The 26,323-nt window shown below is 37.8% G+C and carries 29 protein-coding genes and 5 tRNA genes; 30 read left to right on the top strand and 4 right to left on the bottom strand.

Annotated elements, in window-relative coordinates:
* The 3 genes from Q0E03_RS02605 to Q0E03_RS02595 all read right to left on the bottom strand — a co-directional run bounded on the left by Q0E03_RS02605 (position 1) and on the right by Q0E03_RS02595 (position 2,588).
* Complete coding sequence (locus Q0E03_RS02605; protein ID WP_078768443.1) at positions 1–318, bottom strand: DUF1292 domain-containing protein; 318 nt, start codon at positions 316–318, stop codon at positions 1–3.
* Positions 319–1,012: 694 nt separating this feature from the next.
* Positions 1,013–1,894, bottom strand: a complete 882-nt coding sequence (locus Q0E03_RS02600; RefSeq protein WP_297129206.1) for an ROK family protein — start codon at positions 1,892–1,894, stop codon at positions 1,013–1,015.
* A 1-nt stretch (position 1,895) separates the two neighbouring features.
* A complete protein-coding gene (locus tag Q0E03_RS02595; RefSeq protein ID WP_297129203.1) occupies positions 1,896–2,588 on the bottom strand; it encodes an N-acetylmannosamine-6-phosphate 2-epimerase in 693 nt (230 codons plus the stop codon).
* Between the two features lie 89 nt (positions 2,589–2,677).
* Between Q0E03_RS02595 and Q0E03_RS02590 the strand changes: the two genes are divergently transcribed.
* From Q0E03_RS02590 to Q0E03_RS02450, 30 genes are all read left to right on the top strand, one after another.
* Positions 2,678–3,586, top strand: a complete 909-nt coding sequence (locus Q0E03_RS02590) for a dihydrodipicolinate synthase family protein (RefSeq protein WP_297129199.1) — start codon at positions 2,678–2,680, stop codon at positions 3,584–3,586.
* Positions 3,587–3,588: 2 nt separating this feature from the next.
* On the top strand, positions 3,589–4,245 hold the full coding sequence (locus Q0E03_RS02585) for a hypothetical protein (RefSeq protein WP_297129196.1): 657 nt from the start codon (positions 3,589–3,591) through the stop codon (positions 4,243–4,245).
* 155 nt (positions 4,246–4,400) lie between these two features.
* Positions 4,401–5,279, top strand: coding sequence for a YicC/YloC family endoribonuclease (locus Q0E03_RS02580; RefSeq protein WP_297129194.1), 879 nt, complete (start codon positions 4,401–4,403; stop codon positions 5,277–5,279).
* 19 nt (positions 5,280–5,298) lie between these two features.
* Positions 5,299–5,550, top strand: a complete 252-nt coding sequence (locus Q0E03_RS02575) for a DUF370 domain-containing protein (protein ID WP_078768449.1) — start codon at positions 5,299–5,301, stop codon at positions 5,548–5,550.
* A complete protein-coding gene (gene gmk / locus Q0E03_RS02570) occupies positions 5,540–6,130 on the top strand; it encodes a guanylate kinase (RefSeq protein WP_297129190.1) in 591 nt (196 codons plus the stop codon). The genes Q0E03_RS02575 and gmk overlap by 11 nt, the downstream gene beginning before the upstream one ends.
* Positions 6,131–6,340: a DNA-directed RNA polymerase subunit omega gene (gene rpoZ, locus Q0E03_RS02565; protein WP_294835212.1), complete on the top strand. Its 210-nt coding sequence runs from the start codon at positions 6,131–6,133 to the stop codon at positions 6,338–6,340. It abuts the gene before it with no gap.
* Positions 6,340–8,565: a primosomal protein N' gene (gene priA / locus Q0E03_RS02560; protein WP_297129186.1), complete on the top strand. Its 2,226-nt coding sequence runs from the start codon at positions 6,340–6,342 to the stop codon at positions 8,563–8,565. Before rpoZ ends, priA begins: the two co-directional genes overlap by 1 nt.
* Before the next feature lie 14 nt (positions 8,566–8,579).
* On the top strand, positions 8,580–9,032 hold the full coding sequence (def, locus tag Q0E03_RS02555) for a peptide deformylase (protein ID WP_297129184.1): 453 nt from the start codon (positions 8,580–8,582) through the stop codon (positions 9,030–9,032).
* The gene (gene fmt / locus Q0E03_RS02550; protein WP_297129180.1) at positions 9,032–9,961 is read left to right on the top strand and encodes a methionyl-tRNA formyltransferase; all 930 of its coding nucleotides are present in this window, start codon (positions 9,032–9,034) and stop codon (positions 9,959–9,961) included. Before def ends, fmt begins: the two co-directional genes overlap by 1 nt.
* A gap of 6 nt (positions 9,962–9,967) precedes the next feature.
* Positions 9,968–10,663: a zinc metallopeptidase gene (locus Q0E03_RS02545; protein ID WP_297129177.1), complete on the top strand. Its 696-nt coding sequence runs from the start codon at positions 9,968–9,970 to the stop codon at positions 10,661–10,663.
* The gene (rsmB, locus tag Q0E03_RS02540; protein WP_297129174.1) at positions 10,660–11,898 is read left to right on the top strand and encodes a 16S rRNA (cytosine(967)-C(5))-methyltransferase RsmB; all 1,239 of its coding nucleotides are present in this window, start codon (positions 10,660–10,662) and stop codon (positions 11,896–11,898) included. Before Q0E03_RS02545 ends, rsmB begins: the two co-directional genes overlap by 4 nt.
* On the top strand, positions 11,891–12,928 hold the full coding sequence (rlmN, locus tag Q0E03_RS02535) for a 23S rRNA (adenine(2503)-C(2))-methyltransferase RlmN (protein ID WP_297129170.1): 1,038 nt from the start codon (positions 11,891–11,893) through the stop codon (positions 12,926–12,928). Before rsmB ends, rlmN begins: the two co-directional genes overlap by 8 nt.
* On the top strand, positions 12,925–13,653 hold the full coding sequence (locus Q0E03_RS02530) for a Stp1/IreP family PP2C-type Ser/Thr phosphatase (RefSeq protein ID WP_294835195.1): 729 nt from the start codon (positions 12,925–12,927) through the stop codon (positions 13,651–13,653). The genes rlmN and Q0E03_RS02530 overlap by 4 nt, the downstream gene beginning before the upstream one ends.
* 18 nt (positions 13,654–13,671) lie before the next feature.
* The gene (gene pknB, locus Q0E03_RS02525) at positions 13,672–15,684 is read left to right on the top strand and encodes a Stk1 family PASTA domain-containing Ser/Thr kinase (RefSeq protein WP_297129166.1); all 2,013 of its coding nucleotides are present in this window, start codon (positions 13,672–13,674) and stop codon (positions 15,682–15,684) included.
* A 46-nt stretch (positions 15,685–15,730) separates the two neighbouring features.
* Positions 15,731–16,612: a ribosome small subunit-dependent GTPase A gene (rsgA, locus tag Q0E03_RS02520; RefSeq protein WP_297129163.1), complete on the top strand. Its 882-nt coding sequence runs from the start codon at positions 15,731–15,733 to the stop codon at positions 16,610–16,612.
* Positions 16,597–17,241 (top strand): thiamine diphosphokinase, encoded by a 645-nt coding sequence (locus Q0E03_RS02515; protein WP_297129161.1) that lies wholly within the window; start codon positions 16,597–16,599, stop codon positions 17,239–17,241. The genes rsgA and Q0E03_RS02515 overlap by 16 nt, the downstream gene beginning before the upstream one ends.
* A 51-nt stretch (positions 17,242–17,292) precedes the next feature.
* Positions 17,293–17,439, top strand: a complete 147-nt coding sequence (locus tag Q0E03_RS02510) for a hypothetical protein (protein WP_294835183.1) — start codon at positions 17,293–17,295, stop codon at positions 17,437–17,439.
* 9 nt (positions 17,440–17,448) lie between these two features.
* On the top strand, positions 17,449–17,538 hold the full coding sequence (gene spoVM / locus Q0E03_RS09080) for a stage V sporulation protein SpoVM (RefSeq protein WP_143406725.1): 90 nt from the start codon (positions 17,449–17,451) through the stop codon (positions 17,536–17,538).
* 95 nt (positions 17,539–17,633) lie between these two features.
* Complete coding sequence (lon, locus tag Q0E03_RS02505) at positions 17,634–20,036, top strand: endopeptidase La (RefSeq protein WP_297129158.1); 2,403 nt, start codon at positions 17,634–17,636, stop codon at positions 20,034–20,036.
* Position 20,037: 1 nt separating this feature from the next.
* Positions 20,038–20,622 carry a ribosome biogenesis GTP-binding protein YihA/YsxC gene (gene yihA / locus Q0E03_RS02500; protein WP_297129154.1) on the top strand — a complete coding sequence of 195 codons (585 nt, stop codon included), beginning with the start codon at positions 20,038–20,040 and terminating at the stop codon, positions 20,620–20,622.
* A gap of 20 nt (positions 20,623–20,642) precedes the next feature.
* A complete protein-coding gene (locus Q0E03_RS02495; protein WP_297129151.1) occupies positions 20,643–21,917 on the top strand; it encodes a diaminopimelate decarboxylase in 1,275 nt (424 codons plus the stop codon).
* Between the two features lie 109 nt (positions 21,918–22,026).
* Complete coding sequence (locus tag Q0E03_RS02490; protein ID WP_296079123.1) at positions 22,027–22,329, top strand: YerC/YecD family TrpR-related protein; 303 nt, start codon at positions 22,027–22,029, stop codon at positions 22,327–22,329.
* On the top strand, positions 22,295–23,062 hold the full coding sequence (locus Q0E03_RS02485; RefSeq protein WP_297129146.1) for a class I SAM-dependent methyltransferase: 768 nt from the start codon (positions 22,295–22,297) through the stop codon (positions 23,060–23,062). Before Q0E03_RS02490 ends, Q0E03_RS02485 begins: the two co-directional genes overlap by 35 nt.
* Positions 23,063–23,064: 2 nt before the next feature.
* The gene (gene hslO / locus Q0E03_RS02480) at positions 23,065–23,949 is read left to right on the top strand and encodes an Hsp33 family molecular chaperone HslO (protein WP_297129143.1); all 885 of its coding nucleotides are present in this window, start codon (positions 23,065–23,067) and stop codon (positions 23,947–23,949) included.
* An 80-nt stretch (positions 23,950–24,029) separates the two neighbouring features.
* Positions 24,030–24,105, top strand: a tRNA-Val gene (locus tag Q0E03_RS02475).
* 30 nt (positions 24,106–24,135) lie between these two features.
* A tRNA-Asp gene (locus Q0E03_RS02470) sits at positions 24,136–24,212 on the top strand.
* A gap of 7 nt (positions 24,213–24,219) precedes the next feature.
* Positions 24,220–24,295: transfer RNA gene (locus tag Q0E03_RS02465), tRNA-Phe, on the top strand.
* 4 nt (positions 24,296–24,299) lie between these two features.
* Positions 24,300–24,375 (top strand) — tRNA-Gly (locus Q0E03_RS02460).
* A 40-nt stretch (positions 24,376–24,415) separates the two neighbouring features.
* Positions 24,416–24,489 (top strand) — tRNA-Cys (locus Q0E03_RS02455).
* A 53-nt stretch (positions 24,490–24,542) separates the two neighbouring features.
* Entirely contained in the window at positions 24,543–25,079 is a 537-nt protein-coding gene (locus tag Q0E03_RS02450) for a nitroreductase family protein (protein ID WP_297129142.1), read from the top strand.
* 21 nt (positions 25,080–25,100) lie between these two features.
* Here the strand turns inward: Q0E03_RS02450 and Q0E03_RS02445 are convergent, their stop codons facing one another.
* Positions 25,101–26,159 carry a mechanosensitive ion channel family protein gene (locus tag Q0E03_RS02445; protein WP_297129139.1) on the bottom strand — a complete coding sequence of 353 codons (1,059 nt, stop codon included), beginning with the start codon at positions 26,157–26,159 and terminating at the stop codon, positions 25,101–25,103.
* Positions 26,160–26,323 lie beyond the last annotated feature (164 nt).

Genomic DNA, 26,323 nt, shown 5'->3' with positions numbered 1-26,323 from the left:
TTACTGTTCAGGCTCAAAATATTCTACATCGAATTTTTCTTCAACCTTAGCCATAAGAATATCGGAAATTTGCTCGTATTCCATTTCGTCCTGAATTTCCTCAAGAAATTCGTCGCCGTTTTCGTCTTCAACAACTTTAAGAATAATTACTTCATAATCGGCGTCAACGATTTCTTCAGCTGTGTCGTGATATTCTGTAATAGCAACATAAACATCATCATCTGTTTCGTATCTTTCAAGAAGTTCAAACACGATTTCGTTTCCGTCTTCGTCTGTGACAGAGAGAAGATCAGGTTCATAAATTTCTTCGTTTTCCATAATTACACCTCATTTCTGCTCTTATTATAATATTAATATATAAATTAGTCAATAGGGAACATTCATTTGTAACATTTTACATATTTTTTATATTTTTTTCAAAAAAACTATTGACAATTACCAAAAGGTATGCTATTATTTAGTTGAACTTAAGGATAGTTCGATAATCGAAAGGAGGCTGGAGATATGAAACTTCAGATTGATACACCAGCCACCTATACAGTATCCCAATAGATAACGGAACTTTTTCAATCGAGATTATTAAAACGGAATTAATAACCGATTGAGCGTCTTATGAGATATTAATTAGTTATTGCAGGGTTGGGTTTAATACTTGTAGGTGTCGAAAAAAGTGAATAGTAAGGATATATAAGATTATCATCCTGCAGATAGTCAGAGTAGATGGCTCTTAAAATTCAAACAAATTTATTGTGAGGTAAACTCCAATGTACTGAGTATTATCTTTTTAGATTTTAATTCCAAGATAAAGAGGTAAATTCCAATGGGCTAAGAAATTTCAAATTAATTTGATTTGAGGTACGGTCCGATGTACAAATAAAAATTAAATAAAAATAAATGGCTCTCGGCTTTCAAAGTCGAGAGCTTTGTTGTATATATAAATGTTCTTTCGGTTGTATAAAAAATAATTAACTAAAAAAGGGAAGTGATGTTTTCACTCCCCAAATTTAAAACATTATAATTTTGATGCTTCGTATGCAACTCCCAAAAGTGCCGAATCTCCGCCGAGTTTTGTTCTTTCAATCTTGACATTACGGAAGTTTTCCATAAGTCTGTTGTAGATTTTTCTATCAATCAACTCAATGATGTAATCTTCATTCATAATTCCGCCGCCGATAACAATCAAAGGTGGGTTAAATATATAAATGATGTTCATCAAACCAAGAATGATTTCGTCAATCCATTTGTCAATTTCCGACCTGATTTCAGGCTTTGACATATTTTCTTTTTCAAAAATTTGAAAAGCGTCAAGTGGTTCATCAGAAATCTTGTTAACTGCATTAATCAAAGCATTTGCCGAAGCATAACACTCAAAACAGCCCTCGCCGCCGCAAGTACATTGCTTACCGCCTGCGTGGGTAATCATATGACCGAGTTCTCCTGCGGCAGAAGTTGAACCTGTGTATAACTTATTATTAAGATATATCGCTCCGCCGATACCCGTACCGAGAGCAAGGCTAATAAAATCAGAATATCCCTTTGCAGCACCAAATCGTGCTTCGCCCAAAGCAACAGCGTTAACATCATTTTCAACGTATGTCAAAATGCCAGTCTTATTTTCAATAATGCTTTTAACCATCATTCCTGTATAATAAGGAATATTATCGGTTGAATAAACAACAATTCCGTTCTTGCTGTCTACCTGACCGGCGGTTGAAATTGCAACTCTGTCAATATTGTCATAACTTTCAATTACTTCAATAATTCTTTGAATTATTGCTTGTCCGCCTTCCTTTGCATTGGTAGGCATTTTTTGTTTTTCGGAAAGCTGGAATTTCTCGTTACACAAAGCGTATTTTATAAATGTACCGCCAATATCGAAACATAATATTCTCATATCAGTCCTCCAAAGCTTTTACAAATCGTTTTGTAATATCCATCGGTCGTGTGATTGCAGTTCCGCAAACAGCGCTGAACGCACCTGCTTTGTATACAGCTTTAAGGTCGTCGGGAGACCAAATACCACCCTCGGCAATTACAGGCTTGTCAAGTTCCTTAGAATATCTTTCGATAAGCTCACAATCAGGAAGTTTTCTGCCTTTCGTATAAGGTGTGTAGCCTGCCATTGTTGTGCCAATCAAGTCAAATCCAAGCTCGGCAGCCAATTTACCTTCTTCAAAACAAGATGTATCAGCCATAAAGAGTTGGTCAGGGTACTTTGCACGAACTTCCTTGAAGAATTCTTCAAACGATTTACCGTTAGGACGAGTTCTGTTTGTTGCATCGGTTGCAATGATATCACATCCGATTTCAACAAGTGCGTCAATTTCTTTCATTGTCGGAGTAATATAAACATCGCTGTCCGGGTACTCCTCTTTAATAATGCCGATAATAGGCAAGTCAACTCTTTCTCTGATTGCCAAAATATCAACTATTGTATTTGCTCTGATACCAACAGCACCACCGAGCATAGCTGCATATGCCATTTTGGACATAATGTAAGAGTCGTAAAGCGGCTCAGTCTTTAACGCTTGACAAGAAACGATAAGACCGCCTTTTATTTTGTTTAGTGTTTCATTTTTAATATCCATATTTTGATTATATCAATTAAAGTATTAAAATTCAATATTAATATTGAAAAGTATTCTTTTTTATGCTATTATCTTTGTGGTGATGAAATATGAAGAATTTAGAAAAGTTTAAAGGAATTTTCGTAGCTCTTAATACAATTTACGATGAAAATGACGAAATAAATGTTAGCGAAATTCAAAAGCTTGTTAAGGTTTATGAGTCAAAAGGTGTAAAAGGCGTATATGTATGCGGTTCAACAGGTGAGGGTTTCTTGCTTTCAACAGAAGAAAGAATGCAAGTTGTTGAAGCGGTTAAAGAAGTTGCATCAGACGACTTTACAATTATTGTTCATGTTGGATGTGCCGGAACAAAGGAAAGCATAAAGCTTGCGCAGCACGCTGAAAAAGTAGGCGTAGACGCAGTTTCTGCTGTTCCGTCTGTTTATTATCATCTTTCTCCTGCAAGTGTTGAAAAACACTGGAACGGAATTATTGATTCAACAAATTTGCCATTCATTATTTACAATATTCCACAGCTTACATCTTTTAATCTTCCACTTGATTTGTTCGAGAGAATGGCTAAAAATCCAAAGGTTATCGGTATCAAAAACTCCGAAGAACCTGTTTACAATATGGAAAGATACAGAACTGTTGCAGGTGATGACTTCATCATATTTAACGGTTCGGACGAGCAAATGCTCGGCGGCAGACTTATGGGTGCAAACGCCGGTATCGGCGGTACTTACGGTACTATGCCGGAACTTTTTGTTGCACTTGATAAGTTGATTAATGAAAACAGAATTGAAGAAGCTAAGGCTTTGCAGTTCAAAATCAATGATGTTATTTTTGATTTACTCAAGTTGCCGTCACTTTACGGTGCAGCAAAGAATGTTATTTCTCAAAGATTCGGTGTGAATGCAGGCGTTCCGAGAAGTCCGTTCTTGCCTGTTGACAACGACGAAAAAATTACTGCAATCGTTAACAAGATTGAGAAATATGTTGCTGAATTAGGAGAATAATTATGAGTGACGATTTCAAAGATGAGATAAAAGACGTTCAGCTCGACCCGCCTCTTGTTGTTCATAAAAAAACAGACGCCTCATATTATGACGGCGGAATCAATGTCGATATGAACGAAACTCATATTGAAGAAGAAAAGAAACCTACTATTGAAAGGCACAGATTTAAAAAAGACCCTGATAAGAAATCAAGCAAGTTTCCGATAATTCTTTTGATTATTGTTATTTTGGCAGGTGTTTTTTGTGCGCTTTATTTCACGGGTAATATTACCTTTGGCAATAAAAATGCAGAAAAGCCAACAAAAGAGTCTACAACCGAAACAACTACTTCGCTTGAACAAGCCTATGCGGGGACTATCGTTGTAAAGGGAACATATATCTTTGTTGATGCACAAGAAGTTGACGGTATTCAGGGACTTCAAGACGCTTTGAGATATGTTGACAAGTCAACAACAGCATATACAATTATTGATGAAAATGCTGATTCAAATTTTCTCAACAACAATGTTTTGCCTATATTGCTTGATATGGGTTTTTATGATGAAAACACAAACATTGTTCATCAGGGATATACAGGCTTGATGGCTAAAGACGAAACAACAACTCAACCGTCTACTCAACCGTCAACCGCTCCAAGCACTAAACCTGTTCAACAATAAAATAACTCAATACGATTCAGAAAACGGTACAATTTGATTGTGCCGTTTTTATATTGTAAACAAATCGTTAAATTTGTAAACAAACTGTTAACAAAATGTTGACTCTTAATATTGCAGTAACTATAATATTTTTAATATAAATAAAGGGGAGTATTATGTTAAAATCTATGACAGGGTTCGGCAGAGCCCAAAAAGAAATTGACGGTTATGTAATCACCGTTGAACTAAAGTCTGTAAATCACAGATATTTCGAGTTTTCGTCAAGAGTTCCTCGTCAGTACGGCTTTCTTGATGAAAAACTAAAATCATATATTAACGGCAAGGTTTCTCGTGGCAAGATTGAATGTTATGTTACTATCGAAGCGTTGAACACCGATACAGCAGATGTTGTTGTTAATCACACTTTGGCTGCCGCTTATGTTGATGCGCTCAAAGAAATTGCCGAAACATATGAACTTAAAGACGATTTCGGCGCTTCAACAATTTCTCGTTTTCCTGAAGTTCTTGTTGTCAGAAAATCTGACGAGGACGAAGAAAAACTTTGGGCATATGTTCAGGAAGTTTGTTCTGAAGCAATTGACAAATTCGTTGCTATGAGAGAAGTTGAAGGTTCAAAAATGAAAGACGACATCTATTCAAGAGGTCAATTCATTTTGGATTGCGTATCATACATCGAGGAGCGTTCTCCGCAAACCGTCAAGGAATACAACGACAAACTTGTTGAGAGAGTTCACGAGCTTTTAGGTGATGTTTCGCTTGATGAAAGCAGAATTATGCAAGAAGTTGCCGTTTATGCCGACAAGGTTGCCGTTGCAGAAGAAACAGTCAGACTTCGTTCCCACATCGAACAACTGAATACATTTATTTCATCCGATGAACCTGTTGGCAGAAAAATGGATTTCTTGGTTCAGGAAATCAACCGTGAAACCAATACAATCGGTTCAAAGGCAAACGATGTTGACATTGCACGCAAGGTTGTAGACATCAAAGCAGAGGTTGAAAAAATCAGAGAGCAAATTCAAAATATCGAGTAATTGACTATCGGAGATACAAATGAATTTAGTTAACATAGGATTTGGAAATTTAATCAATGCCGATAGAGTTATTTCCGTTATTTCACCCGAAAGTGCACCTGCAAAGCGACTTGTGCAAAAGGGCAAAGAGGACGGAACGCTGATAGACGCTACTCACGGCAGAAAAACTATGAGTATAATAATTACCGACAGCGACAATGTTGTTTTGAGCTATATGGATTTAAAACAAATTGCCGTGCGCTTTGGTGTGGAGGTGCAAAATGACGAATAACAAAGGCTTACTTGTAATCCTATCTGCACCAAGCGGATGCGGAAAAGATACTGTATTTCAAGCAATAAAAAAATTGCGCAGTGATGTTGTGGAATCGGTTTCTGCAACCACTCGTAAGCCGAGAGAGGGCGAAGTTGAAGGAGTAAATTATTACTTCAAGTCAGAGTCCGATTTTCAGCTTATGGTCGTAAATGACGAATTGCTCGAATACGCAAGATACAATAATTGCTATTACGGTACACCGATTTCAGGTGTTGAAAAAGCAATTAATGATGGCAAAATATGCTTCTTGATTATTGATGTTCAGGGCGCTCAAAGCATTTTGAAGGTTCGCCCCGACGCAGTTTCAATTTTCTTGTTGCCTCCAAGCCTTGAGGTCCTTGAAAAACGACTTATAAATCGCTCAACCAATGACATTGAGGATGTAAAAAATCGTATGAAAATTGCACAAAGGGAAATCGATATGGCTCCGCTTTATAAATATACGGTGGTAAATGACGATTTGGACGAATGTGTGAAAACTATAAACAATATAATTAACAAAGAGTTGTTAACTCTTAACAGTAAGGAGATTAAGTAAATGTTCAATCCGGATTTAAAGAAAATGTTAAATAATGTAAACAGCAGATACAGCCTTGTTGTAGGCACTGCAAAAAGAGCAAGAGAAATCAGAGATGAGGCTATCGAAAACAACACCATTCTTGACGAAAAGACCGTTTCTACCGCTATTGAGGAAATTTGGGACGGCAAGTATGTTATCGAAGAACCATCTGAAATCAAATCTAAATAATGAAAACAGTTGTTGCAACTGTTGCTGTTGACAATACCTTTTTCAGCTTTGATACCGATTATAGCTACATCGTGCCGATAAGTTTGGCAGAAAACGCAAAAATCGGTTCAAAAGTTTCTGTTCCGTTTGGCAGAGGTGACAAAACAAGAGACGGCATTATCGTTGAACTTGCAGAAACCGAAACAAACGAATTAAGCGGTCTTAAAGAAATAAAAAGTGTTTATGAAAAACTTTTGGATGACGAACTTGTAAAACTCGCTGTCTGGCTTAAAGAAAGATGCTTTTGTACAACTTATGATTGCTTAAAACAGATGTTGCCGAGAAAATACGGAACACTAAAAGGCAAGTCGGAGCGAATGGTAAGACTTCTTGTTGATGACGAAATAGAACTTTCAAAGATTACTAAAAAACAAAAAACAGTATGTGATTTGCTTTTAGATATCGGTTCGGCAGGAGCAAATGAAATTTGTGAATTTTGTGGCGTTGGTATTTCTGTTCTCAAAAACTTGGAGAAAAGCGGAATTGTTGAATTTTATTCAAAAGAAGTTTATCGCAATCCGTATGAAAACAAAGAAATTGCTGATAATAGCGAAATTTTGCTTTCCGACGAACAACAAGAGGCGTATTTAAAAAACAAGAATATGCTTGGCTCCGGCAAAACGGGGCTTCTTTTCGGTGTAACGGGAAGCGGAAAAACCCAGATATATCTTAAACTGATTGATGATGTAATTGATGACGGCAAAGATGTAATCGTTCTTGTTCCCGAAATTGCACTTACTCCGCAAACGCTTTCTATATTTCACAGAAGATACGGAGATAAGGTTGCAGTTATTCACAGCGGTTTGTCACTTGGCGAGAGAAATGATGAATACAAACGAATTGACAGAGGTATTGCAAAGATTGTTGTAGGCACAAGGTCGGCGATATTTGCCCCTGTTCATAATCTCGGACTCATCGTTATGGACGAGGAGCAGGAACAAACCTACAAATCCGAGCGTACTCCTCGATATAACGCAAAAGATGTTGCAAAATTCAGGGCAGGGTACAATAAGGCTTATTTTCTTATGAGCTCCGCCACTCCGTCTATTGAAACATACAGCAACGCATTGAACGGAAAATATGTTCTTTCAACTGTAACGCAAAGATACGGAAACGCTGTTTTGCCGAATGTAATTACTGTTGATATGAAAAACGAGATGAGAAACGGCAACAAAAGCCCTATTTCATCAATACTTCTTCAGCATTTGACAAAAACAATCAATAACGGCAAGCAAGCTATTTTGCTGATTAATCGCAGAGGTTACAATACTTTTATTGCTTGCAACGAATGCGGACATGTTATAACTTGTCCTAACTGCTCAATTTCTTTGACATATCACAGCTATAACAACAGGCTCGTGTGTCATTACTGCGGTTATACAAAAAAAATTGACAATATCTGCCCTGAATGTGGTAGTGATGCTGTCAGATACAGCGGTTTTGGCACCCAAAGAATTGAAGAGGAACTTCAAGCATTGCTTCCCGATGCAAAAATATTGAGAATGGACGCCGACACAACAACGGCAAAATTTTCGCACGAAAAACTGCTTGAACAATTCGGAAACAAGGAATATAACATATTAATCGGCACTCAAATGGTGGCGAAAGGTCTTGACTTTGAGGATGTGACCCTTGTCGGAGTTGTCAATGCCGATAATTCGCTTTATGACCAAAACTACACGGCAAGCGAGCGTTCTTTTGACCTAATCACGCAGGTTGTCGGCAGAGCAGGCAGGCGTGACAGTTCGGGAACGGCGATTATTCAAACCGTTAATCCGCAAAACGAAACGATTGATTTTGCTTCAAATCAGGATTATATCGGTTTTTATAATAACGAAATTATGCTTCGCAAGTTGATGATTTATCCGCCGTTTTGCGATATTTATTCAGCAACATTTACGGGTGAAAACGAAAATACAGTCGCACTTTGTTCAAAGGCGTTTTTCGACCGTCTTGTTGAATATAACAGTAATGAATACAAGGATATAAAACTTGTCGTTTTAGGTCCAACTCAAGCAAAAATTTCAAAAATTAATAATACATACAGATACCGTTTGGCAATTAAGTGTAAAAATTCACAAAGAATTCGCCAAATGATAACAAAAATCTTAAAAGATGTTAACAAAGATAAGTTATATTCCAAGGTAAGCATTAGTATTAGCTTAAACCCACCGGATATATCATAAAAAGAGGGAATATTATGGCTTTAAGAAGAATTGTTGAAATAGGCGACCCTGTTTTAACTAAAAAATGCAGAAAAATAGAAAATTTTGATGAAAAATTGTCAACGCTTATTGATGATATGTTTGATACAATGTATGAAGCTAACGGTGTCGGACTTGCCGCTCCGCAGGTAGGAATGCTCAAAAGAGTTGTTGTTATCGACTGCGGCGACGGACCAATCGAACTTGTTAACCCTGAAATCACTATGTCAGAGGGCGAACAAATGGAAACAGAGGGTTGTTTGTCTGTTCCGGGTAAATACGGTGTTTGCAAGCGCCCTGCAAAAGTTCAGGTTAAGGCACAAGACAGAACAGGTCAATGGCATGTCTACACAGGTGAAGAACTCAAAGCACGATGCTTCTGCCACGAGCTTGACCACCTTGAGGGAATATTATTCGTATCAAAAGTTATCGGAAAGTTGGAAGGCTGATGAAAATTGTATTTATGGGTACTCCCGATTTTGCAGTACCTTGTCTTGAAAGCTTAATAGACGCAAAACACGATGTTGTTGCTGTTTTTACACAACCGGACAAACCTGTCGGCAGAAAGCAGATTTTGACTCCGCCGGAGGTAAAAGTTTGTGCTCAAAAGCATAACATTCCTGTGTATCAGCCTGAAAAAATCAAAGGCTCAAACGCTGTTGAAATTTTAACAGAACTTGCTCCCGATGTAATTATCGTTGTTGCTTACGGCAAAATTTTGCCAAAAGAGATACTCGAAATTGCACCTTTGGGTTGCATAAATGTTCACGCTTCAATCTTGCCGCTTTACAGAGGTGCTGCTCCTATTCAATGGGCTGTTCTCAACGGCGACAAGGAAACAGGCGTTTCTATTATGCAAATGGACGAGGGACTTGATACAGGCGATGTATTCTATGTTGAAAAGACCGAAATCGGCGAAAACGAAACAAGTGCAGAACTTTTTGACAGATTGTCTGTAATCGGAGCAAGAGCTCTTGTTAAAACTCTCGATATGATAAAAGACGGCTCTGCCGTTGCCACAAAACAAGCTGATATTGAATGTCAATACGCATCAATGATTAACAAATCTATGTGTAATATTGACTGGAGCAATTCGGCAGATAAAATCCACAATCAGGTCAGAGGCTTGCAAACTTGGCCTGTTGCCACAACAACAGTTAATACTAAAGGCTTAAAAATTCACAAAACCGTTCATACAGACATCACTGCAAATAAAGCGGGTCAAATTGTAGATAATAAAAACAAACTCGTTATTTGCTGCGGTGACGGACATTGCCTTGAAATTCTCGAGCTTCAGCTTGACGGAAAAAAGAGAATGGACTCAAAATCATTCTTGCAAGGCAACAATATTGAAATCGGCACAATTTTAGGAGAGTAGTATTTTATGGGATATTATATGATGTATTATATGACAGGCTTTATTATGGTTCCTGTTTTCATCTTTGCATTAATTTGCCAATCATCTGTTAAAAAGAACTTTCGCAGATACTCGCAGGTTATCAGCCGTTCAGGGATGACCGGTGCTGACGCCGCTTGGCGACTTTTACAACTTAACGGCATCAATGATGTAAAAATTAAAAAGGTTGCCGGCACTCTTACAGATTATTATGACCCACGAACCAAAGAAATTTGCCTGAGCGAGGATGTATTCGACTCCCGTTCAATTGCGGCAATCGGTGTTGCTTGCCATGAAGCAGGTCACGCTTGCCAACACGCAGAGGGATATTTCCCGCTTAAAATAAGAAACTTTGTCATTCCTGCAACTAATATCGGTTCATCTCTCGGTATTCCGCTTTGCTTGATCGGTATGCTCATTCGTTCCGAAGCAGTTGCATATATCGGCATTATACTTTATTTCTTTGTTGCTTTGTTCCAGCTTATCACATTGCCTGTTGAATTTAACGCAAGCAAAAGAGCACTTGAAACAATCGAATCAAATCACTTTATGACAGACTCGGAGTATTTTGGTGCAAAGAAAGTGCTAACAGCCGCAGCCTTGACTTATGTTGCGGCATTAGCTTCTGCCATTGCAACTATTTTCAGACTTTTACTTGTGGTTAACGGTGGAAACAGACGATGAAGAACAGCAGACTCGCATCATTTGACATATTATATGACATTCTAAAAAACGGAGCATATTCAAACATTGCCATTGACAAAGGACTTACGGATGTTGACGGCAAGGATAGGGGATTCACTTCAAGACTTGTTTACGGTGTTGTTGAACGAAAACTCACACTTGATTATTTTATCGACAAGCATTTAACTTCAAAGGCAAAACCAAAGGTTAAAATCCTACTTTATATCGGTGCTTATCAGATTTTGTTTATGGATAAAGTGCCAAATGCCGTGGCTGTGTTTGAAACAGTTGAAATAGCGGATTTAATCGGTCTTTCATATTATAAAAAGCTGATTAATGCTGTATTACATAAAATAATAGAATGTAAATCCGAACTTGAAGCAACGGATGATTTGAGCATCAAGTATTCCTGCCCACCTCATCTTATTAATATGTGGAAAAAGATGTACGGAGAGGAAAAAACAATTGCCACACTTCAAGCAATCAATAACAGACCGCCTGTTTTCGCAATTCCAAACAGAAAGTTTGTTGACGAGGGCGAACTTCAGTATGAACTTTTAGATAACGGCGTTGAATGTGAAATATATGGCGATGTTGTCAAAATCAATTCATCTTTTGATTTAAGCAATATAAAGGCTTTTAAGGACGGATTGTTTTACATTGAGGATTACAGTTCATATTCCTGTGCAAAGGCACTTGATTGCAAAGAGGATGACATCGTTCTTGATATATGCGCCGCTCCGGGCGGTAAGACTTTTACTATGGCTCAAAGCGGAGCAACGGTATATGCTTTTGACTTGCACGAACATAGAGTTGAACTGATAAAAAAATCTGCACAAAGGCTTGAATTAAACAATATATCGGCGAGCATTAATGACGCACTTGTTTACAATGCCGAAATGCCTGTTGCCGATAAAATTCTTTGCGATGTTCCGTGCAGCGGCTTTGGAATTATAAGAAGAAAACCTGAGATAAGATACAAAAATCTTGATGATATAAAAGAGTTGCCACAAATTCAATATGATATTTTGAGCACATCGTCAAAATATTTAAAAAATAACGGCAGAATTATTTATTCCACCTGCACACTTAATAAAAAAGAAAACGAAAAAGTTGTTGAAAGATTTTTAAACGATAACAATAATTTTAAACTTATAGATGAAGTCACCGTTTTTCCAAGCGAAAATGGTGGCGACGGATTTTTCTATGCAATAATGAAAAAGACAAATGACTGACATAAAATCACTTACTTTTGAAGAACTGAATAACGAAATTATTTCAATAGGTCTGCCTAAATTCAGAACAAGGCAGATCTATTCGTGGTTACATGAAAAGGGCGTCAATTCTTTTGACGAAATGACTAATCTCTCAAAAGATTTGAGAGAAAAGCTAAGGCAAAATTATTTTATACCAACCGTTGAAATCGAAGATAAATATGTTTCTAAAATCGATGATACAGTAAAATATCTTTTCAGATTATACGATGGGGAATATGTCGAAGCTGTAATTATGAAGTATAAATACGGCTACACAATCTGTATTTCTTCACAGGTTGGTTGCAAAATGGGTTGCAAATTCTGTGCTTCAACTCTTGCCGGATTTAAGCGAAATTTGCTCCCTGCCGAGATGGAATCACAGCTTCATACCGCACAAAAAGATTTGAACATTCGAATTTCACACATCGTACTTATGGGTATAGGCGAACCGCTTGATAATTATGACAATGTTATAAGATTTATCCGTACAGTCAATAATGACAAGGGCTTGAATATCTCAATGCGTGACATAACTCTTTCAACCTGCGGTGTTGTGCCGAAAATGTACGATTTGGCAAATGAGAACATTCCTATTACTTTAACACTTTCGCTTCACGCACCGAATGACAAGATTCGTTCAACAATGATGCCTGTAAATGACAAATGGGGTGTCGATGAAGCAATAAAAGCGTGCAAGAATTATGCAGATGTTACAGGCAGACGAGTATCGTTTGAATACACACTTATAAACGGTGTGAACGATACGACAGAATGTGCTCACGAACTTGCAGAAAAGCTTAAAGGAATTCTTTGTCATGTCAATTTGATTCCCGTTAATGATGTTGAGGAACGAGGAAATGTTCGCTCAACAGATAAATCAATTAAAAATTTCTGCGAAACCTTGTATTCGCTCGGAATAAATGCTACAATAAGAAGAACGCTCGGTTCGGACATAAACGCCTCTTGCGGACAGCTCAGACGCAAGAAGAACGAAGGTGGTAACATATGAAAATAGTTGCTAAAACAGACAAAGGCTTAGTCAGAGAAAACAATCAAGACGCATATGCAGTCGGTGAACTTCCGGGAGAAGTTGCATGGGCTGTTGTTTGTGACGGAATGGGAGGAGCCGCAGGCGGAAATATTGCTTCCGCACTCGCTGTCAAGGTTATCAGCGATAAAATTACTTCCTCGTACAATGAAAAAATGCGTGATTCTTCAATCAAAAATCTTCTTGATTCCGCTATAACCGCCGCCAATATCGAAGTATATGATATGGCGTACTCAAGACCTGATTTAACAGGTATGGGTACAACAGTTGTCGCAGTTGTAGTGCGTGACAATGTTGCGCATATTGCCCACGCAGGCGACAGCAGAGCGTATATCGTCAACGATGACGGAGTTGAGCAAATCACAGTTGACCACAGCCTTGTTCAAAACCTCGTTGACAGAGGAGAAATAACCAAAGAAGAAGCCGAGCACCATCCAAATAAGAATGTAATCACAAGAGCGCTTGGCGTTGACAAAAGAATTGATGTTGATTTTTCAGAGGTCGAAATGCACGAAAACGAAACCCTTGTTTTGTGTACCGACGGACTCAGCAATTGTGTGAACAATGCAGAAATGGCTGAGGACATCAAGGACGGTCAGTATTATGCGTTTGCCGACAGATTGGTAAAAAGGGCAAACAAAAACGGCGGAAACGATAACATTACGGTTGTAGCAATCGCAATTTAACATATTTAGGAGAAAATAATGGATAATTATGTTGGAAAAAGATTAGACGGCAGATATGAGATACAGGAAATTATCGGTGTTGGCGGAATGTCTGTTGTTTATAAAGCATATGACAATGTTGATGACAGAATTGTTGCTGTTAAAATTTTAAAAGACGAATTTTTGAATAACGATGATTTTAAGCGTCGATTCAAAAACGAATCAAAGGCAATTGCACTTTTGTCACACGAAAATATAGTAAAAGTTTATGATGTCAATTTTGGTGAAAAACTCCAGTATATCGTTATGGAATATATTGACGGAATCACTCTCAAAGAATTCATCAACAAACAAGGCTCAATCACTTGGAACGATGCGCTGTTCTTTATGACTCAGATTTTGAGAGCGGTTCAGCATGCTCACGATAAAGGAATCGTTCATCGAGATATTAAACCTCAGAACATCATTTTGCTTCCAAACGGAAACCTGAAGGTTACAGACTTTGGTATCGCAAGATTTTCCCGTTCTGACACAAAGACTTTAACAGAACAGGCAATCGGTTCTGTTCATTATATTTCACCTGAACAGGCCAAGGGTGAATATACTGACGAAAAGGCAGACATTTATTCAATCGGTGTTGTTCTTTATGAAATGCTTTCGGGCAAAGTACCTTTTGAAGCTGACAGTGCTGTGTCTGTTGCGCTTATGCAGGTCAATTCAAATGCTGAGAAACTTACAAAGATAAATCCCGATATTCCGCTCGGTCTTGAACAAATTTGCTTCCACGCAATGCAAAAAAATCCTGCCGACAGGTATCAATCGGCAACCGAAATGCTCCTTGATATTGAGGAGATTGTAAAGGACCCTAACAAAACTTTTAATTATGTAAACAACGAAGTTATAAAAGAAGTATCACAAGAAATCGAACCAATTGTTGATGATGAAGAATATGACGAATCGGAGGTTGAATACGAAGATTCGTCACGCAAGAAAAAAACAATTGCTGCAGTTGTTATCGGTGTAATTGTTTTGATTGCTGCAATTATCGGCATCGTTATGATGTTCACATCGGGTTTGAACACAAAGACTCAAAAGCTCGAAAACTTTGTCGGATTTTCTTATGACCAACTTCAAGATAATGAAAGCTATAATTACGAATTTGTAGCAGAATACGAAAAATCCGACCAATACGACCCGGGAACTGTAATCAACCAAAGTCCCGAAGCAGGCTCAAAGGTTATGGCTGGCTCAAAAGTAACACTTTATGTTGCTTCGTCAGATAAAGATATACCTATGCCGAATGTATACGGTTTAACACTTGAACTTGCTGAGCAGACGCTTCAACTTGAGGGCTTAACAAAGTTTAAGACTATGAACATTGCAAGCGACAATGTTGCTGAGGGCAAGGTTATTTATACAGACCCCAAGGCTACAACGATTGTTTCCGCTGAGCAGGAAATCACAATTTATGTTTCATCGGGACCGACAACTACCGTTATAGAAACTTTGACTGTTCCTGATGTTTCTGGTCTTACACAAAGCGGTGCAAGGGCTTTCCTTGAAAAATTCGGTTTCAGTAATATTTCGTTTGTAACACAAGATGATGCACTCCAAAAAGGTATTGTATTGGCGCAAAGCCCTCTTGCCGGAACTCAGGCAAAAGCAACTGATGCAATCAAAGTAATTATCAGTTCAGGTGTTACAACAACAACCGCTCAAGCTGTTAAGTATTCTGTGAACATCACTTTGCCGGTTGTACAAAATAATAACGGCACATACGGAACAGATACGCTTGTTGTAAAAGTTGGCAAGGATACCTATTCAAGCAGAAAGGTTACTCTTGACGGTTCAAACGTTCCTATCAATATCACAGCAGAGAGCGGAAAATCACAAAACATCAAGGTTTCTCTCAATGAGACCGGGGTTACAGAAACAAAACATATTGACGGCAAAAAAGATAACGACATCTCAGTTAACTTCTCATCTGCGTCAAAATATCCTGTAACCTCCACTGTTCCTTCTCAAACAGAAAACGCACAAAACCCACAATAATTCTACTCAACGGCGACATCCTCGCCGTTGATGTTTTTAAAGATATATGACAAAAGGTAAAATTATAAAAGGCATCGGCGGTTTTTACTATGTTGATACCGACAATGGAATATTTGAATGTAAGGCAAGGGGTAATTTCAGAAATCAAAAAATAACCCCTCTTGTCGGTGATGATGTTGAAATCAGCGTTAACGAAAACGCCGAAAACACAATCGATACAATTTATCCGAGAAAAAACGAACTTATCCGTCCGCCGCTTGCAAATCTTGACCAATTGTTTATTGTTGCGTCGCTTGTTGACCCTAAAATAAACACAACAATAATTGACAATCTTACCGCAATTGCCGAGTATAAAAAAATTGAACCTATCATTGTTTTAACAAAAACAGACCTTGACGACAGCTCAGAAGTTTATAAAAACATCTATGAAAAAGCAGGATTTAAGGTTATTATTTGCAATAATATAACAGGCGACGGCTCAAAAGAAATACGTGATTTATTATGCGGAAAATGCTCAGCTTTTACAGGCAACACAGGTGTTGGAAAATCAACTTTGCTTAATAATATTTTCCCTGATTTGGATTTGAAAACAGGGGAAACAAGCAAAAAGTTGGGCAGAGGAAAACACACAACACGTCATTGTGAATTGTTTAAAACAGATAACGGTTATATTGCCGATACGCCCGGATTTTCATCATTAGAATTTAAGCAATGCGAAAAAATCTTAAAAGACGATTTGCCGTATTGCTTTAGAGAATTTGAAGATTATCTTGGTTGTTGCAAATTTTCAACTTGCACACACACAACCGATAAAGGTTGTGCGATTATTGATGCGGTTAATGATAACAAAATTTGCAAATCACGTCACGAAAGCTATATTTCAATGTACAACGAGGTTAAAAATATTAAAGAATGGGAACTCAAATAAAAAAATGTACCATTATTTCCGGCGCTCCTGATAACGATATTGATTTTTTAAAAGATAATATTAATGCTCAATCGTTTATCATTTGTGCTGATTCGGGATATAAAAATTGTTTAAAAGCAGGCTTTGCTCCAAATTTGATTATAGGGGATTTTGACTCATCAGAAAAGCCTGATATTGATTGCGAGATTATATCACTTGAGGTTGAAAAGGCCTTTACGGATACATTCCATTGCGTTATGGAAGCTGTTGACAGGGGATTTAGCGAAATCCGAATTTTTTGTGCTATCGGTTCAAGGCTTGACCATACATATTCAAATATTCTTTCCCTTGATTACTGTCAAAAACACAAGGTAAAATGTTATATCCAAAATAGAAATAATCGACTTTCTTTGATTAACGGCAAAGGTATTGTTAATAAAGATTACGACAATTTTTCTCTTTTTGCTTATCTGTCTGAATGTAAAGGTGTAAGGATTAAAGGCGCTTATTACACCGCAGGTTTTTACGACAAGGAAACACTTAATATCAAACCAAGCGATCAATTTGCACAAAGCAACTTTGTAAGCGAAGATTATGCCGAAATCTCTATTGATGAGGGAACACTTCTTTTAATTGAAAGTAACGATTAAGTATAAACTGCATATATTATAGTAAGCACAGATACGGCGGAGGTGTTTGCTATGAAGAAAATGTGCAAGAGAGATTTGTTATGGATTGCCTTTGGACTCGGTTGTGTTATGGCGTGCTGTTTGCCAACCGTTTGGGTAACCCGTATTCTTGCTATAGCAGTCATCGTCCTCGGAATCATCATCTGTTGCAGAAAGTAGGGGAGATATATGAAGGTTATACTTATAAAAAGTCCGAAATTGCTTGCGCCTATCCTGCGTTCAATTTTCAAAGTGAAGAAAATAAATTATGAAGAATAGTAAAAAGGTGCCAAGGTGCACCTTTTAAATTTTTGGTATTGAAATATACTTCTGTTTATTATATAATATTATAAATATTTTTAAGGATTAACTATATGGATAATTATATTGACTTAAACAATTTTGAAGATATTCCGGTTGTTCCGCTTCGTGGACTTGTCGTATATCCAAATATGACGCTTCATTTTGATGTCGGCAGAAAAAAGAGTGTTGCGGCTCTTAATACTGCTATGGACACTCATCAAATGATTTTTCTCGTTTCTCAAATTGATTCGAGTATTGAAGACCCAAGCGAGAGAGATGTTTATGAAGTAGGCGTTATTTGCAAGGTTAAGCAAATGATAAAAATACCGAATTCATCAAATCTCCGTGTTATTGTTGAGGGCATAGCAAGAGCAACCATTGTTACAATGTATACCGACGGCGACCACTTCAACGCAGTTGTTGACAGAGCACCGATTTATGATGTTGAGGTTTCAGCGGAAAACACAGCCTATATCAGAACTGTAAAAAAAGAATACGAAGTTTATGCTTCGATGTTCAAAAAGATTTCAAACGAAGTCGTTGCAAAAATAATTTGCTGTGAGGACATTGCGGAACTTACCGACTATATTTGCGAAAACAGCTTTTTCTCATTTTCGGACAAGCAGGCAATGCTTGAGGAATTTGACCCGCAAGAGAGAATTAAAAAGCTGACTGTGCTTCTTAAAAAGGAAACTACTTCACTTGAAATAGAAGCGGAAATTCAGGACAAGCTCCAAAAGGAAATTGACAAAGGACAGCGTGAATATTACCTCCGTGAAGAAATGAAGGTTATATCCGACGAACTCGGTGAGGGTGAAACACCGCTTGAAGAAGCTGATGAATACAAATCAAAAATCAATAACCTCAAATGTAATGATGAAATTAAAACAAAGCTTCTCAAGGAATGTGAAAAATTGATAAAAATGCCATCAGGTTCACACGAGGGAACGGTTGTCAGAACTTATCTTGACAAATGCCTTGAAATTCCATTTGGCAAATATTCAAAGGACAGAATAAATCTTGACCGCTCAAGGAAAATTCTTGATGCCGACCATTACGGGCTTGATAAAGTTAAAACACGTATTATTGAATCATTAGCTGTATTAAAGCGTAATCCTGAATACAACGGTCAAATTATTTGTTTATATGGACCTCCCGGAGTAGGTAAAACAAGCATTGTCAAATCGCTTGCGAAGTCTATGAACAGAAAATATGTTCGTATCGCTCTCGGCGGTGTTCACGACGAAGCAGAAATCAGAGGTCACAGAAAAACATACATAGGCTCAATGCCGGGCAGAATTATGCAAGCCATCATCGATGCAGGTACAATGAATCCGATTGTATTGCTTGACGAAATCGACAAGGTTGGAAATGATTACAAAGGCGACCCGTCATCTGCTCTTTTGGAAGCACTTGACCCGGAGCAAAACAATTCATTCAACGACCATTACATTGATTTTCCGATTGATTTGAGCAAGGTGTTGTTCATCACAACAGCAAACGATACTTCAACCATTTCTGCTCCGCTTCACGACAGAATGGAAATAATTGAACTTAACTCATATTCAATTGAGGAAAAATTCAGTATTGCAAAACAGCATTTGGTAAAGAAAGAACTTAAAAAGCACAATTTGTCGGCTCGTGAGTTCAAAATTTCCGATGATGCAATTTACAAAATCATTGAATGCTACACAAGAGAAGCCGGTGTCAGAACTCTTGAAAAGAATATTGCTACTCTGTGCAGAAAAGCAACGGTTGACCTTGAAAACGGCAAAAAGTCGTTTAAGGTAACATATAAAAATCTTTCCGATTATTTGGGTGTTGAAAAATATTCAAAGGATGAAATCCCAAATGAAAATCAAATAGGTGTTGTTAACGGACTTGCTTGGACACAGGTCGGCGGAACGATGCTTCCGATAGAAATATCGGCACTTGACGGCACAGGCAAAATCGAGCTTACAGGTAATCTCGGTGATGTAATGAAAGAAAGTGCCAAAACGGCTGTTAGCTATGTCAGAAGCAAAACAGGGGAATACGGTATCGAATCTGATTTCTACAAAACAAAGGATATTCACATCCATGCTCCTGAAGCTGCCATACCAAAGGACGGACCGTCGGCAGGACTCGCAATCACAACTGCCTTAGTAAGCGAGCTTACAGGTGTTCCTATAAAACGCAATGTTGCTATGACAGGTGAAATTTCACTCAAAGGTAAAGCTCTCCCAATCGGAGGACTTAAAGAAAAGTCTATGGCAGCATATAAAGCGGGATGTGACACAGTTATTATTCCAAAGGACAATTTCAAGGATCTGAACGAAATCTGCAATGAAGTAAAAACAGCCGTAAGATTTATTCCTGTTTCTTCGTTTGACGAGGTTATAACTCAGGCACTTGAATATATGCCTAAAAAAGAAAAGAAACAAAACATAATTATAAAGTCCGATGAGTCGGTTTCATCGGCAGTAACGCAGTAATATGAATTATAATAAAGCAGAATTTGAAAGAGCGTTTGGTATTTCGGGTCAGTTGCCGCCGAGCGAAGTTCCTGAAATCGCTTTTGCGGGCAGGTCAAATGTCGGCAAAAGTTCACTGCTCAATAAATTATTTAACAGAAAATCTTTGGCAAGAGTCAGTTCCGTTCCGGGTAAAACGATTACTATCAATTTTTATGATGTTGACGGTTATAAATTTGTTGACCTTCCGGGTTACGGCTACGCTAAACTCAGCAAGACAGAACGAGACCGTTTTGGAGAACTGATGGAAGGCTATTTCCAAAGCGGAAGAAACATAAAACTTGTTGTTCAGCTTGTTGATATGCGTCATAAGCCGTCACAGGATGACTATGGTATGATTGATTTTATGCAGCAGATGGAGATTCCGTTCATCGTTGTTTGCACAAAAGCTGACAAGCTTAAAGTAAAAGAATTTAAGAGAAGAGAACATGAAATCAAAGAAGAGCTTTCTATGGTGGATGAAAACTTGATTATTCCGTTTTCTTCACAATCGGGACTAGGTCTTGATAAAATAAAAATGTTAATTGAAAAATCACTCGGTGCATAAGTGATTTGAGGAGGATAAAAATGAATAAAACACCATTTCTTTCATTAGAAAAAGCACAGGAAATCATCAAGGATTATCCAACACCTTTTCATATTTATGACGAAAAGGGAATCAGAGAAAACGTAAAGGCTCTTAAAGAAGCATTCTCTTGGAACAAGGGTTACAAGGAATATTTTGCAGTAAAAGCTACTCCAAATCCATTTCTTATTAAAATATTGCAAGAGTACGGTTGCGGATGTGACTGCTCATCAAAAACAGAGCTTATGATGGCGAAAACTCTCGGTGCAACAGGCGATAACATTATGTTTTCATCAAACGATACACCGATTCAAGAGTTCAAGTATTGTAATGATTTAGGCGGCATCATCAATCTTGACGATATTACTCATATCGAAGCTGTTGAAAAGGCTTGTGGCAAGCTTCCAAAGAAAATGAGCTGTCGTTACAATCCGGGCGGTCTTTTCAAAATCAGCAACGATATTATGGACAATCCGGGTGATGCAAAGTACGGTATGACTACCGAGCAAATCTTTGAAGCATTCAAAATTATGAAAGAAAAAGGTGTTGAAGAATTCGGTATTCACGCTTTCCTTGCTTCAAACACAGTTACAAACGATTACTATCCGATGCTTGCAAAGGTTCTTTTTGAACTTGCTGTTGAACTTAAAGAAAAAGTAGGCGTACATATCGGTTTCATAAACCTTTCGGGCGGTGTCGGTATTCCATACAGACCTGACCAAGAGCCAAACGACATCCGTGTTATCGGTGAGGGCGTTCATAAGGTATTTGACGAAGTTCTTGTTCCTGCCGGAATGGGCGATGTAAAACTTTGTACAGAACTTGGCAGATTTATGATGGGTCCTTACGGTGCGCTTGTAACTACTGCAATCAACGAAAAGCACACACACAAGGAATACATCGGTGTTGACGCTTGTGCCGTTAACCTTATGCGTCCTGCAATTTATGGCGCTTATCACCACATTACGGTTTTGGGCAAAGAAAACGACGAATGCAACAGCAAATATGATGTTACAGGCTCACTTTGCGAAAACTGCGATAAGTTTGCAATCGACAGAATGTTACCAAAAATTGATATGGGAGATATTCTTTACATCCACGACACAGGCGCTCACGGCTTCTCAATGGGCTATAACTACAACGGCAAGCTCAAGAGTGCAGAAATTCTCCTCTGTGAGGATGGTTCATACAAACTCATCAGAAGAGCAGAAACACCAAAAGATTATTTTGCAACATTTGATTGCTTTGACTTTTATGATGAATTAATCAATGAATAATTGATTTTTAAGGCGGTGGGAAAATTTCTTACCGCTTTTTTTAAATTATGCTTTACTATCACGATTTAATGTGCTAAAATATTATCATAATTTAAACGGAGGCTTAGTTATGAATAATAAGCTACAAAACAAAAATGTTGATTTTTTATTTAAAGCAATTTTAGCACTTGAAAACACAGAAGAATGTTATGACTTCTTTGAGGATTTGTGCACCGTTCAGGAGCTTAAAACCCTCAGTCAGCGTATTGTTGTTGCAAAAATGCTTTCTGAAAAATGCGTTTACACCGATATTGTTGAACAAACAGGCGCTTCAACAGCCACTATCAGCCGTGTAAACCGCTCACTTCAATACGGTTGTGACGGATACGACAAGATTTTTGACAGAATCAGCGAAGAAGAAAGCAATGAGTAGTTACCAAACATTTGCTTATCTTTATGATGAGTTGACTCAAAATGTTGAATACGAAAAAAGATGCGAGTATATCCTGTCTTTTTTTGAACAAAACGGTATCAAATCGGGTACTGTTTTGGATTTGGCGTGCGGAACAGGCTCAATGAGTATCCCTTTTATGAAAAAAGGGTATAACATTATCGGAGTTGATTTGTCCGAAGAAATGCTTGAAATCGCCTCTAATCGACTTTTTGAAGCAGGGAACAACTTTTCTTTGCTAAAAGCGAAAATGCAGGATTTTGAGCTTTCTGAAAAGGCTGACGCCTGCATTTGCTGTCTTGACAGTATTAATCATCTCAATAATATTAACGATGTTCAAGCAACATTTAAAAATGTTTATGATTCGTTGAATAATGGTGGATTATTCGTTTTTGATGTCAATACTGTTTATAAGCACAATGAAATTCTTGCAGACAATACTTTTGTTTTTGACGAAGATGATTATTATCTTGTATGGGATAATGAAGCTGTTGATGACAGAACCGTTCGAATTCTTCTTGATATGTTTATTCTTAACGGCGAAAGCTATGACCGATTCAGCGAAGAATTTGAAGAAACAGCATATTCTGTTGAAGAATTGTTAAGTTTACTAAACAAAGTCGGTTTTGTTGATATTAAAGTTTATGATGAGCTATCATATGACGAACCTAAAAACGATAGCGAAAGATTATATTTTGTATGTAAAAAGGTGTAATAATGGGAAAGATTGTTAGATATATTGCAGTAGACGGTTCTGCGTTTGTAATTGCGACCGACTCTACCGATATTGTATACGAAGCAGAGCAAATTCACAAAACCTCTGCAACTGTTACTGCCGCACTTGGCAGACTTTTAACGGCAACATCAATGATGGGCGATATGCTAAAGGACAAAGAGGACAGCATCACCGTCAGAATGAACGGAGCAGGTCCTTGCGGTGATTTAATCGCAGTTTCAGACTACGAGGGCAATACAAGAGGTTATGTACAGAACCCTGTTGTTGAAATTCCGCTTAAAGAAAACGGAAAACTTGATGTATCGGGTGCAGTAGGCACAAACGGTCAACTTTGTGTCATCAAAGATATTGGAATGAAAGAGCCGTATGTTGGTCAAGTTCCGATTATCAGCGGTGAAATCGCCGAAGATATTACAAATTACTTTGCAACAAGCGAGCAAACACCGTCTGTTTGCGCTCTTGGTGTATTGGTTAATCCTGATTTAACTGTTAAAAAAGCCGGAGGATATATCATTCAGCTTCTTCCGGGATGTCCTGATGAAATTATTGACATTATCGAAAAGAACGTTTCGAAAATTCCGTCAGTTACAACAATGCTTGACGAGGGAATGACTCCTGATGATATTGCAATCAAGGCAATGCAGGGTATTGAACTTGACAAACTTGACGAAAGCACAGCGGAATACAGATGTAACTGTTCAAGAAAAAAAGTTGAAAATGCTCTTATATCAACAGGTATTGAAGCACTTACGGAAATGGCAAACGATGACCAAGATACAAAGGTGGAATGCCATTTTTGCAACAAGGAGTATGTATTCACACCTCAAGACATAAGACAAATTATTGACGCTTCAACTAAAAAATAAAAATTTAAAAAAAGTTGAAAAAAAGTGTTGACATTTTAGTCAAAATACTGTATAGTATAACACGTTGCAAGTAGCAATTCGGAAGCATAGCTCAGCTGGGAGAGCATCTGCCTTACAAGCAGAGGGTCACAGGTTCGAGCCCTGTTGTTTCCACCACTTCCAAGGCGAAAGCCTTGGAATATAAATGGCCCGGTAGTTCAGTTGGTTAGAACGCCAGCCTGTCACGCTGGAGGTCGACGGTTCGAGCCCGTTCCGGGTCGCCATTTATATGCTTCTGTAGCTCAGTCGGTAGAGCAGAGGACTGAAAATCCTCGTGTCGATGGTTCGATTCCGTCCGGAAGCACCAATTTGCGGATTTAGCTCATCCGGTAGAGCGTCACCTTGCCAAGGTGAAGGTAGCGAGTTCGAGTCTCGTAATCCGCTCCACATAATAGAAAACACGCAATGTGTTTTCTATTACTTTTATGGCACCATAGCCAAGAGGTAAGGCAGAGGTCTGCAACACCTTTATCCCCAGTTCAAGTCTGGGTGGTGCCTCCATAAAACCCGAGTCCTACGATTCGGGTTTTTATTTTTGCAAAGGAATGATTATTATGGATTTTAACGAAGTCATCAAATCAAGAAGAAGCATCAGAAAATACAGCGCTGAAAAATCTGTAACAGCCGAACAAATCGAAGAACTTATTAAATCGGCAATTTATGCGCCATCTTGGAAAAACTCACAAACAGCAAGATATTATTGTGCAGTTGAGCAAGACGCAATCGAAAAGGTTAGAAATTGCTTGCCGGAATTTAATCAGAAAAATTCTGAAAACTCCGCTTTGATTGTTACAACATTTGTACATAATCGTTCCGGTTTCAAACCTGATGGCGAAGCACAAAATGAATGTGGCAACGGATGGGGATATTACGATTTAGGTCTTGCAAATGAAAATCTTTTGCTAAAGGCAACAGAAATGGGCTTGGGAACGCTTGTAATGGGCATTAGAGACGGTGAAATGCTCAAGTCAGCTCTCAACATTCCAAACGAAGAAACTGTCGTTGCGGTGATTGCTGTCGGCTATCCTAATATTGAGCCTGAAATGCCAAAACGCAAAGAGCCAAGTGACATTATCAAGTGGATAAAATAAAAAAGGGAAATTAACCCCTTTTTATTTTTGAACATATACAGTTTGAGTCGGAAAAGCAAAATCCGTATCATTGTTTTCAACAATCTTTTTAATGGCGAGATTAAGCTCATTTTCGATTTTTAGGTACTCATCCATATCGGATGTTTCAGTGTAACAAACAACCTCAAAATTGAGGGCGCTGTCACCAAATTCTCTGAAATGGATTCGACAAGGTTCAGGAAGAATATCTTTGTTTTGAACAATATAAGTTTTTATCTCGTTTCGTATCTTTTCAATGGTTTCATTTGAAGTTGAATAAACAAGACCGAATGTCATCTTAATTCGTCTTTTGTCCATCATTGAAATATTTGTAACAGCTTCTTTTGTCAAAGTTGAATTAGGAACGGTTATAACGCTGTCGTCAAGAGTACGAATTTTTGTGCTTCTCATTGTAACTTCTTCAACAAAGCCTTTAACAGTCGCAGATTCGATTAAATCGCCAACCTTAAACGGTTTGTCAAAAATAATTATAAAACCGCTTATAAGATTTCCCACGGCGTCCTGTGCAGCCAAAGAAACAGCCAAGCCTCCAACACCCAAACCTGTGAGCAATCCGTTTACATTATAGCCAAGCTCACTTATAATCATTACAATGCCAAATGCAATAACAACAATTTTTAAGATATTTGCCAAGAAACGCAAGGCGGTGGTGTTCATTGTATCGTCTGCATTCTCACCAAAGTGTATATGAATGAACAAGTTGTTGGACAAATAATTAATTATACTCCAACATATAATTAGTATAATCAGTATTTTAAATACTTTTGTAACGCCGGGCTTATTATAATTAATTGCAAATGCAATGTACAAGCCAACCGTTCCGATGAGATAGGCAAGGGGTTTTTGCAGAGAATTGACAAGAGAATCCGTCTTTTCTTTGTTGTTCCTTAAAAATAACTTTCCAAAAACATTAATAAGTGCGTTTGAAATCTTATATCTGAATATAAACAATATCAAAAACACAGCAACGCCTATAACCAAATCAACCAGTTTATCTGTATCAGAAACAAATGTTGTTAAACTTTCAATAAATTTATTCATCTTATTTTCCTTTCAATTGATTTCTATATTTATTTTATATCATTTTTTTACACAATTCAATCATATTCTATTAACAAACCTACAATATAGAGTGTATATTTGTTAAATTTATTACTAATGTTTACAATTTATTCACAAAATTTGGCTATAAAATTAAAAATAGT

Source organism: uncultured Eubacterium sp. (genome assembly GCF_934525195.1).
GTDB lineage: Bacteria > Bacillota > Clostridia > Oscillospirales > Acutalibacteraceae > Eubacterium_R.
This window is presented reverse-complemented; position numbering and strand designations above follow the sequence as displayed.

What these genes read in the sequence shown, in the direction of transcription:
- Q0E03_RS02585 (WP_297129196.1), top strand. Translation starts at nt 3,589, where the DNA reads ATGAGTGACGATTTCAAAGATGAGATAAAAGACGTTCAGCTCGACCCG.
- Q0E03_RS02530 (WP_294835195.1), top strand. Translation starts at nt 12,925, where the DNA reads ATGAAAATAGTTGCTAAAACAGACAAAGGCTTAGTCAGAGAAAACAAT.
- hslO (WP_297129143.1), top strand. Translation starts at nt 23,065, where the DNA reads ATGGGAAAGATTGTTAGATATATTGCAGTAGACGGTTCTGCGTTTGTA.
- Q0E03_RS02605 (WP_078768443.1), bottom strand. Translation starts at nt 318, where the DNA reads ATGGAAAACGAAGAAATTTATGAACCTGATCTTCTCTCTGTCACAGAC.
- fmt (WP_297129180.1), top strand. Translation starts at nt 9,032, where the DNA reads ATGAAAATTGTATTTATGGGTACTCCCGATTTTGCAGTACCTTGTCTT.
- Q0E03_RS02580 (WP_297129194.1), top strand. Translation starts at nt 4,401, where the DNA reads ATGTTAAAATCTATGACAGGGTTCGGCAGAGCCCAAAAAGAAATTGAC.
- def (WP_297129184.1), top strand. Translation starts at nt 8,580, where the DNA reads ATGGCTTTAAGAAGAATTGTTGAAATAGGCGACCCTGTTTTAACTAAA.
- yihA (WP_297129154.1), top strand. Translation starts at nt 20,038, where the DNA reads ATGAATTATAATAAAGCAGAATTTGAAAGAGCGTTTGGTATTTCGGGT.
- rsmB (WP_297129174.1), top strand. Translation starts at nt 10,660, where the DNA reads ATGAAGAACAGCAGACTCGCATCATTTGACATATTATATGACATTCTA.
- pknB (WP_297129166.1), top strand. Translation starts at nt 13,672, where the DNA reads ATGGATAATTATGTTGGAAAAAGATTAGACGGCAGATATGAGATACAG.
- spoVM (WP_143406725.1), top strand. Translation starts at nt 17,449, where the DNA reads ATGAAGGTTATACTTATAAAAAGTCCGAAATTGCTTGCGCCTATCCTG.
- Q0E03_RS02490 (WP_296079123.1), top strand. Translation starts at nt 22,027, where the DNA reads ATGAATAATAAGCTACAAAACAAAAATGTTGATTTTTTATTTAAAGCA.
- Q0E03_RS02545 (WP_297129177.1), top strand. Translation starts at nt 9,968, where the DNA reads ATGGGATATTATATGATGTATTATATGACAGGCTTTATTATGGTTCCT.
- Q0E03_RS02450 (WP_297129142.1), top strand. Translation starts at nt 24,543, where the DNA reads ATGGATTTTAACGAAGTCATCAAATCAAGAAGAAGCATCAGAAAATAC.
- gmk (WP_297129190.1), top strand. Translation starts at nt 5,540, where the DNA reads ATGACGAATAACAAAGGCTTACTTGTAATCCTATCTGCACCAAGCGGA.
- Q0E03_RS02595 (WP_297129203.1), bottom strand. Translation starts at nt 2,588, where the DNA reads ATGGATATTAAAAATGAAACACTAAACAAAATAAAAGGCGGTCTTATC.
- Q0E03_RS02495 (WP_297129151.1), top strand. Translation starts at nt 20,643, where the DNA reads ATGAATAAAACACCATTTCTTTCATTAGAAAAAGCACAGGAAATCATC.
- priA (WP_297129186.1), top strand. Translation starts at nt 6,340, where the DNA reads ATGAAAACAGTTGTTGCAACTGTTGCTGTTGACAATACCTTTTTCAGC.
- Q0E03_RS02510 (WP_294835183.1), top strand. Translation starts at nt 17,293, where the DNA reads ATGAAGAAAATGTGCAAGAGAGATTTGTTATGGATTGCCTTTGGACTC.
- Q0E03_RS02515 (WP_297129161.1), top strand. Translation starts at nt 16,597, where the DNA reads ATGGGAACTCAAATAAAAAAATGTACCATTATTTCCGGCGCTCCTGAT.
- rsgA (WP_297129163.1), top strand. Translation starts at nt 15,731, where the DNA reads ATGACAAAAGGTAAAATTATAAAAGGCATCGGCGGTTTTTACTATGTT.
- Q0E03_RS02590 (WP_297129199.1), top strand. Translation starts at nt 2,678, where the DNA reads ATGAAGAATTTAGAAAAGTTTAAAGGAATTTTCGTAGCTCTTAATACA.
- lon (WP_297129158.1), top strand. Translation starts at nt 17,634, where the DNA reads ATGGATAATTATATTGACTTAAACAATTTTGAAGATATTCCGGTTGTT.
- rlmN (WP_297129170.1), top strand. Translation starts at nt 11,891, where the DNA reads ATGACTGACATAAAATCACTTACTTTTGAAGAACTGAATAACGAAATT.
- rpoZ (WP_294835212.1), top strand. Translation starts at nt 6,131, where the DNA reads ATGTTCAATCCGGATTTAAAGAAAATGTTAAATAATGTAAACAGCAGA.
- Q0E03_RS02600 (WP_297129206.1), bottom strand. Translation starts at nt 1,894, where the DNA reads ATGAGAATATTATGTTTCGATATTGGCGGTACATTTATAAAATACGCT.
- Q0E03_RS02445 (WP_297129139.1), bottom strand. Translation starts at nt 26,159, where the DNA reads ATGAATAAATTTATTGAAAGTTTAACAACATTTGTTTCTGATACAGAT.
- Q0E03_RS02575 (WP_078768449.1), top strand. Translation starts at nt 5,299, where the DNA reads ATGAATTTAGTTAACATAGGATTTGGAAATTTAATCAATGCCGATAGA.